We start from the raw sequence: 8,441 nt of genomic DNA on the forward strand, positions 1-8,441 counted from the left end.
CGCAAATCCCGGCGATCGCAGCGACACTACCGTTCGGGTTGTCGGGGTAATCCTGTGTGGGCCGACCCTGCACATCGGCGTAACGGACAACAATCAGATCTTCCTGTTCCAGGCGCGCCAGTGTTGCCGGCGAGTCGGTCACAAATTTCCCTTCCCCGTGGCGCACCGGCAGGTAGATGTCGACCATTCCTTTGGTATAGACGCAAGGAGAACTGCCGTTGACCTGCAGCCGGCTCCAGCGATTTTCAAAACGTCCGCGATCATTGAAGGTCAGGGTACAATTCTGGCGGAAATCGCCATCAAAGGACGGCAACAGCCCCATCTTGACCAATAACTGAAAGCCGTTACAGACGCCCATCACCAGCTTGCCGGCGGCAATAAAACGGCGCAGATCATCAGCCAGCGAATCCTGACGGCCGGCAACCCGGGCATGGATTAAACGATTGGCACCGGCCTTGGCACTGCCTAAGTCATCACCATCAAGAAAACCACCGGCGAGGTTGAGAAAGTGATAATCATCGAGTCGTACGCGACCGGCCAACAAGGCCGAAATATGAACGATATCGGCATCCGCGCCGGCCAGTTGACAGGCGTGGGCAACCTCCCGTTCACAGTTGGTGCCATTGCCGGATATCACAATTGCCTTGACCCTTGCAGTCATATCACATCTCCTTCAGGGTTGCCTGCCAGGCATTCTTCAAACGATCCAGCGGTGCCTGAATCAGAACATCGTCGACACCGGCATAAACTTTCAGTTCAGGTGTTTCAATCACCCTGCCGATCAACGCACTACTCTGCCCCTGGAACAACCCCTCAAATGTCCTTTGATGTTGTGGATGAACCGTCACCAGCAAGCGGCTCTGGGATTCGGAAAACAGCAGTTTATCGCCACGCAAACCCGACGGTGCATCGACCAGAGTCAGGTCGATATCGATACCGAAGCCACCGGCAAAGGCCGATTCCGCCAATGCGACAGCCAGCCCGCCATCGGAAAGGTCATGACAGGACGCGACCAGCCCCTGTTGCTGGGCCCTATTCAGCGTGCGATACCGTTGCAGTGCCACTGTTGCATCGACTCTGGGGACATTAGCACCCAGATGTCCCAATTGGGCGTAATATTCCGAGCCGCCCAGTTCATCCTCGGTGCGCCCCAGAAGGTAGACCAGATCGCCCGGCTTTTTAACATCCATGGTGACGGCCTGACGCACATCAGCGATCTTGCCGATGACGGAAAACAGCACCGTCGGTGGAATCGAGATCTTGCGGTCGCCGATCTGGTAATCATTCTTCATCGAATCCTTGCCGGAGATCAAGGGCACACCGAAGGCAACACAATAGTCGTAGAGAGCCTGATTGGCCCGCACCAACTGGGCCGCCTTGTAAGGACCATCGGGGGTTTTTTCACTCAAGACCGGATCGCACCAGCAGAAGTTGTCCAACCCGGCCACATGTTCGATATTTCCACCGGTTGCCACATAGTTGCGTAATCCTTCATCGATGGCACAAGCCATCATGTGGTAGGTGTCGATATCGCTGTAGGAGGGGCAGATGCCGTGAGCGACCACCACCCCTTCGAAACTATCGAGCAGCGGACGAAAAACGGCGGCATCCGACGGACCATCGTTAGCCACACCGGTAAGCGGTTTGACTACCGTCCCGGCCTGCACCTCATGATCATAACGACGCACGACCGATTCCTTGGAACAGATATTCAGACGCCCGAGCAGTTGTTCCAGCATCAGGCTGTAATCCGGCGCTGCGGCAATAACCGGCTCGCTCAGCGACGGTGGGGTCCACTTGGCGGGAAGCTGCATCTGCGGCAGCCCGGCATGGATAAAATCCATCGCCAGACAACCGACCGTGCGCCCCTGGTAGAGACAGTGAAAATAACCACTGTCGGTAAAAACCCCAAGGTCAGATGCCTCGACATCCATCTCTGTGGCCAGCGCAATAAATTCATCCAGTTTGTCTGGCGGCACCGCCAGGGTCATACGCTCCTGCGCTTCGGAGATGAGGATCTCCCACGGTCGCAGCCCCTGATATTTAAGCGGTGCGCGATCCAGGTGCAGCTCAAAACCACCGCTATCTTCAGCCATTTCACCGACGGATGAAGATAAGCCACCAGCTCCGTTATCAGTTATTGAATTGTAAAGACCACGATCGCGTGCCAGCAGCAGAAAATCAAACATCTTGCGCTGGGTGATGGGGTCGCCGATCTGCACCGCGGTGACCGGCGAGCCTGCGTGTAGCTCCTCCGATGAGAAGGTCGCCCCGTGAATCCCGTCCTTGCCGATGCGGCCACCGGTCATGACGATATGATCGCCGACATGGACTTTTTTCTCATGGCAGGGTTGGCCATGAAGCAAACGCGGCATGAGCGCGGCGGTGCCACAATAGACCAGCGGCTTGCCGGCAAAGCGCTCATCAAACTGGATCGAGCCATTAATGGTAGGGATGCCGCTCTTGTTGCCGCCGTGTTCGACCCCTTCGACCACTCCTTCAAAAATGCGCCGCGGATGCAGCAAACGCGGGGGCAACGGCTGATCATAAAAGGGGGAAGCAAAACAGAAGACATCGGTATTGAAGATCAAACGAGCTCCCATGCCGGTTCCCATGCCGTCACGATTGACACCGACAATACCGGTCAGGGCTCCGCCGTAAGGATCAAGCGCGCTGGGGGAGTTGTGGGTTTCGACCTTGAACACCAGGCTCCAGTCGTCATTAAATTCGATGACCCCGGCATTGTCTTTGAACACCGACAGACAGAAATCTTTCTCTGCCAGATTTTTACGTACCTCGCGCGTCGCCCCGACGATAAAGGTTTTAAACAGGGAATCGATCTGCTCCTGCTTGCCCTGATCATCCTCATAAAAAACCCGGGCGGAAAAAATCTTATGTTTGCAGTGCTCACTCCAGGTCTGGGCCAGGGCCTCCAGTTCCACATCGGTGACCTGGGCCGCCAGTCCACATTGCCGGCGCTGCGCAATCACCTGCGGATCGGCAAAATGATCACGAATGGTGTGCATCTCTTCCAGGGTCAGGGCGAGCATGCCGTCACGGCTGATCTGCAGCAATTCATCATCACTGACATTCAGGTCAATCCGGCGCACTTCGGCGGATACCCGACCAACAACCCGGGGGATAGCGGCGGCATCGACAGGCGGCTCACTCTCCCCTTTAGCCAGAATGGTCCAGCGCTGAATCAGGCCGTTAGCGAGCAGATCGGCTGCGATCTGTTCGGCGATTATCTTGTCGTGCAACCCCTTGAACAGATATTGGGTGGAGGTATAAACCCCTTCTTCAGGCGCAAAGGTGCGATCAACCAGATACTGGATCGCTTCTTTGGCGGTACGGCCGATATTGTCGGTGACCCCGGGGCGAAAACCAACCTCGATAAGCATGTCAAAATCACGGCTTAACGGTGCATTAACAACAACATCCTGGATCACCGGATCGCTGAACGGACCCTGAGCGGCTCGTTCGATATCAGCCTCAGTTAGCGTCGCATCGACGGTGTAGACATCATGGGTACGCACAGATTCCAGCTCAATTCCCAGATGTTCGGAAATATCTTTTTGGACCCGATTGCCGCGGGCATCGGTGACACCGGCCTTGGGACCGACAATTATTTTCCAGATCATGTTAATGACTCCGTAACATTAAACTCCCCCGCTGCAAGCGGTGGGGTCGTGGAATTCAAAATGTAGAATTCAGAATGTAGAATTCAGAGGAAAACCCAGGATATCATCTTCGCAGCAAAGACTTCTTAAATTCTGGCTCCTGTATCCCTTCAGTTTAACCCCGCAAACTGCGGGGAATGAGATCCTGCCTGCAATTTAAAAAAGGTTGATCGGTCTCAGAAGCAGTAACAATCGCGTCCGTATCATTAAAACAGGCGCTGATGCGAGACTGGCAACCAACAATCACCTGGGTCTGATAGACTTTATCCCGAACAAATTGCGCAAAGAGTGATGAAACCAGGTTACTACAATTATTGTCTTCACTTAAATGCGCGAGAAAAAGAGCCTCGAGACCCGGCCAGCCGATATCATCCAGCAACAGACAGGCCTGCTCATTGGAGAGGTGCCCATGACGGCTGCGAATACGTTGCTTCAGTGCCCAGGGGTAAGCACCATCAATCAGCATCTGTTCATCGTGATTGGCTTCCAGCACCAGCACCCGGCACTGTTGCAGACGATCAGCAATCAGGCGGGTGGCAATACCCAGATCGGTCGCATAGCCAATCTTGCCTTCACGTGAATCGATGGTAAAACCGACAGGATTAATGGCGTCGTGAGTCGTAGAGAAAGATGAAATCAACAGGTTGTGCAGCTCAAAGCTGTCACCGGCATCAAACTCACAGCAGTGTGGAATAGTACCAAGCCGGGTCAGCGCCGCACAGGTTCTGCTGTCAACATAAACCGGCAACTGATGTCGCCTGGCCAACGGCCCAATGCCACCGACATGATCGTGGTGCTCATGGGTGACCAGAATCGCATCAAGATCGTCGCAGCACAGGTCGAGATGCGCCAGACGCCGCTGTGTCTCCTTGCCCGACAACCCTGCATCGATCAGCAGTCGTGTGTTGTCAGCCTCGATAAGGGTACTATTACCACGGCTTCCACTAGCCAGCAAACAGACGCGCACCGTTTTTTTGTGTCCTTTCATCCCCATGCAAGCGTTGTCCTTATACCGAAAACAGCCGCTTGCCGCAACCATAAACTGTTTCGACATTTTTCTCCAAACCGGAGGAAATAGATAGTCAAAACGGACTTTTTTATGTATGTTGGGAAGCATTTAAAAAGGAAACCAACTCATTTTTATCAGAGGAATTCCGTTAAAAGAATTCCGTTTTTTTCTTTTAGCAAGGATCATCCTCATATCTTTTGGATATCTGCCCCCAAGGAGGAAATGAATGTCTGTAAAAGTTGCGATTAACGGATTTGGTCGTATTGGCCGTAATGTGCTGCGAGTTGCTGCGCAAACCAACAGCATGGATGTCGTTGCCATTAATGACTTGACCGATGCCGCCACCCTGGCCCATCTGTTCAAATATGATTCTGTTCATGGCACCTTTGCCGGCGACGTCAGCACCGAGGGCTCAACCCTGATCGTGAACGGCAAAAAAATTCAGATCATCTCCCAGCGCGACCCCTTGCAGCTCCCCTGGGAACAACTGGGGGTTGACATTGTGATCGAATCTACCGGTATCTTCAGTGATCGCGACAAGGCCGCTATGCACCTGACTGCCGGCGCGAAAAAGGTTATCGTCACCGCACCCGGCAAGGATGCTGATGTCACCATCTGTATGGGGATCAACGAAAAAGACTACCAGCGTTCCCACCAGGTTATTTCCAATGCCTCCTGCACCACCAACTGCCTGGCCCCGGTCGCCAAGGTGCTGCTGGAAAACTTCGGCATTGTCACTGGCATGATGACCACCGTTCATGCTTACACCAACGACCAATGCATCCTGGATCTCCCCCACAAAGATCTGCGCCGCGCCCGTGCTGCCGCTATGTCAATGATTCCCACCACCACCGGTGCTGCCCGTGTGACGGCCCTGGTGCTGCCGGCACTTAAAGGCAAGCTCGACGGCATGGCGATCCGCGTCCCGACCCCCAACGTTTCCCTGGTCGATCTGGTCGTCCAAACCGAAAAAGAAACCTCCATTGAAGAGGTCAACCGGGCGATGAAGAAAGCATCCGAGAATGAACTTAAAGGGATTCTCGATTACTGTGAACTCCCCCTGGTTTCACGTGACTTTAACGGCTCTCCCGCTTCGTCAACCCTCGATGCCCTTAACACCAACGTCATCGGCGGCAACATGGTTAAGGTGCTGACCTGGTACGACAACGAATGGGGCTATTCTCACCGTGTGGTTGACCTGGTTAACTATGTCGCGAAAAAGCAATAATAATTTGTAACTATTCCGCTCTATCCTTGCGCAGGGTCTTTGGATCCTGCGATTACGCGCAGGATGACACAAATTCAGTCGTCCGTTACTGAACGTTACTGTCATTCTGCGCGAAGCAAAGCGCAGTCGGCAGTCGCAGAATCTGTTTTTCCGTATTTCTACTTTGCTGCAGTTTAGTAAATAACCAAATAGGGACATAGCCATGTTCAACAAAAAAACCATCGAAGATATTAACGTCACCGGCAAGCGAGTCTTCTGTCGCGTTGACTTTAATGTGCCTATCGACAAACAGGGTTCGATCACCGATGACACCCGTATTCGCGCCGCCCTGCCGACGATCAACTATCTGCGCCGGCATGGTGCCAGGGTGATCCTGGCGTCCCACCTCGGGCGTCCCAAAGGCAAGCCCGATCCGGCAGCAAGTCTGGCCCCGGTAGCAGCCTATTTAGGATCGCTGCTTGAACAACCGGTGCTGATGGCTCCTGACTGCGTGGGTCCCGAAACGACAACCCTGGCTGAAAAGCTTGAAGCCGGGCAGGTAATGCTGCTCGAAAATGTTCGCTTTCATGCCGGTGAAACCGACAATGACCCAACCTTTGCTGCGCAGCTGGCTGCCCTCGCGGATGTCTATGTCAATGACGCCTTCGGCACCGCCCATCGCGCCCATGCCTCAACCGCAGGGGTCGCTCGGATTCTTAAACCGGCAGTCGCCGGCCTACTGATGCAGAATGAATTGCAATACCTTGGTAGCGCCCTCGACAATCCACAGCGCCCCTTTGTCGCCATCCTTGGTGGCGCCAAGGTCAGTGACAAGATTACCGTCATCGAAAAACTGCTGGAAAAGGTCGACGCCATCCTCATCGGTGGCGGCATGGCCTACACCTTCCTTAAAGCGCAAGGCATGCCTATCGGCACGTCCCTGGTGGAAGAGGATCGTCTGGATATGGCCCTTGACCTGCTGGCAAAAGCCAAACAGAAAAACGTCAACATATTTTTGCCGATTGATCACCTGGTAGCCGAAACCTTCGCCGCCGACAGCGCCTTTGCTATCGTCAGTAATGAGCAGTTTCCAGCCAGCGGCATGGGCCTTGATATCGGGCCGGAAACCATCACCAGCTACCAGCAGCAGATTGCTTCAGCCAAAACCGTCTTGTGGAATGGGCCGATGGGAGTCTTCGAATTTGATGCTTTTGCCAAAGGCACCATGGCTGTTGCCGAAGCACTGGCAAACAGCGATTGCCTGTCGATTATTGGTGGCGGCGACTCTGTTGCAGCGGTTAACAAGGCCGGATTACAGGATAAAATGACCCACATTTCAACCGGCGGCGGTGCTTCTCTGGAATTTCTCGAAGGCAAAGCGTTGCCGGGGGTCGTTGCCCTTTCAGATAAAAAATGATGGCGTCGCAAAAAGTCCGCCCTCCTGCGTTACGGTGGTTTTTCAGGACATTGACATACTATATGTATGCCTGCCTCCCTGAAAAACCACCAAGCCTTGCAGGACGAAATTTTTGCTTAGCCATCCTATGTTTTTACGAGCTCTTCATTGAATGATAGGAAGCAAGGAGACACAGCATGCGTAAACCAATGATCGCCGGCAACTGGAAACTCCACAAAACACTTGAAGAGTCCGGTCAACTGGCGGCAGAACTGGTGCAGCAACTGTCGACCATCGACGATCGTGATATCGTCATTGCCCCGGTCTTTACCGCCCTGGCCAGTGTTTCCAAAAAAATCACCAATTCACCCATCAAGTTAGCGGCACAGAATTGTTATCCGGCGGAAACCGGGGCTTTCACCGGTGAGGTTTCTCCTGTCCTGCTCAAGGATACCGGCTGTCACTACATTATCAATGGCCACTCCGAGCGCCGCCAGTTGCTGAACGAAACCAATCAGTTCATCAATCAAAAAGTCAGCGCCACCATCAACGCCGGACTTGGCGCCATCCTCTGCATTGGCGAAACCCTGCACGAGCGGGAAACCGATCAGATGCTTGAGGTGTTAACCAGCCAGATCAAGGAAGGTTTGGCCGGGATAACGGCTGAACAGATGGCCAGCGTTGTCATCGCCTATGAACCGGTATGGGCTATCGGCACCGGGGTCACCGCCGGCGATGAACAGGCGCAGGAAGCCCACGCCTTTATCCGCGGCTTGTTGCAGGGGCTGTACAATCATGACATAGCCGAAGCCACCCGCATTCTCTATGGTGGCAGCGTAAAACCCAACAATGTTGACGGCTTAATGGCGCAGACCGATATCGACGGCGCCCTGGTCGGCGGCGCCAGCCTCAAAGCCGAGGATTTTATCCGCATTGTGAAGTTTGAATCTTAAAATAGGTAGTGGGTAGTGGGTAGTGGGTAGTGGGTAGTGGGTAGTGGGTAGTGGGTAGTGGGGTAAATCCTATTCCCTACTCCCTATTCCCTACTCCCCACTACCCACTACCTATATCAACGCCAGCGACCGTAGCACAAATACCCCCACCGTAATAAAAAACACCGACCCTAAGGATGTCATAGCGATAATGGCG

The 8,441-nt window shown here is 53.8% G+C and carries 6 protein-coding genes; 3 read left to right on the forward strand and 3 right to left on the reverse strand.

Annotated features, from left to right (window positions below):
• The 3 genes from AC6F7T_RS05980 to AC6F7T_RS05990 form a co-directional block, all read right to left on the reverse strand.
• Nucleotides 1-661 (reverse strand): phosphoribosylformylglycinamidine synthase subunit PurQ (locus AC6F7T_RS05980; RefSeq protein WP_500717089.1); only part of this gene is annotated, 661 nt, incomplete at its 3' end.
• A 1-nt stretch (nucleotide 662) separates the two neighbouring features.
• Entirely contained in the window at nucleotides 663-3,641 is a 2,979-nt protein-coding gene (locus AC6F7T_RS05985; protein WP_500717090.1) for a phosphoribosylformylglycinamidine synthase subunit PurS, read from the reverse strand.
• Between the two features lie 154 nt (nucleotides 3,642-3,795).
• A complete protein-coding gene (locus tag AC6F7T_RS05990; protein WP_500717091.1) occupies nucleotides 3,796-4,674 on the reverse strand; it encodes an MBL fold metallo-hydrolase in 879 nt (292 codons plus the stop codon).
• A gap of 241 nt (nucleotides 4,675-4,915) precedes the next feature.
• On the opposite strand from AC6F7T_RS05990, the gene gap reads away from it, so the two are divergent.
• From gap to tpiA, 3 genes are all read left to right on the forward strand, one after another.
• The gene (gap, locus tag AC6F7T_RS05995; protein ID WP_500717092.1) at nucleotides 4,916-5,917 is read left to right on the forward strand and encodes a type I glyceraldehyde-3-phosphate dehydrogenase; all 1,002 of its coding nucleotides are present in this window, start codon (nucleotides 4,916-4,918) and stop codon (nucleotides 5,915-5,917) included.
• A gap of 202 nt (nucleotides 5,918-6,119) precedes the next feature.
• Entirely contained in the window at nucleotides 6,120-7,313 is a 1,194-nt protein-coding gene (locus AC6F7T_RS06000; RefSeq protein ID WP_500717093.1) for a phosphoglycerate kinase, read from the forward strand.
• A gap of 176 nt (nucleotides 7,314-7,489) precedes the next feature.
• On the forward strand, nucleotides 7,490-8,245 hold the full coding sequence (gene tpiA / locus AC6F7T_RS06005; RefSeq protein WP_500717094.1) for a triose-phosphate isomerase: 756 nt from the start codon (nucleotides 7,490-7,492) through the stop codon (nucleotides 8,243-8,245).
• The last annotated feature ends 196 nt before the right edge of the window (nucleotides 8,246-8,441 follow it).

The sequence above is a fragment of the Pelovirga sp. genome (assembly GCF_059864205.1).

Excerpts from the sequence above, each read along its gene's own strand:
- AC6F7T_RS06000 (WP_500717093.1), top strand. The coding sequence starts at position 6,120 with ATGTTCAACAAAAAAACCATCGAAGATATTAACGTCACCGGCAAGCGA.
- gap (WP_500717092.1), top strand. The coding sequence starts at position 4,916 with ATGTCTGTAAAAGTTGCGATTAACGGATTTGGTCGTATTGGCCGTAAT.
- AC6F7T_RS05985 (WP_500717090.1), bottom strand. The coding sequence starts at position 3,641 with ATGATCTGGAAAATAATTGTCGGTCCCAAGGCCGGTGTCACCGATGCC.
- AC6F7T_RS05990 (WP_500717091.1), bottom strand. The coding sequence starts at position 4,674 with ATGGGGATGAAAGGACACAAAAAAACGGTGCGCGTCTGTTTGCTGGCT.
- tpiA (WP_500717094.1), top strand. The coding sequence starts at position 7,490 with ATGCGTAAACCAATGATCGCCGGCAACTGGAAACTCCACAAAACACTT.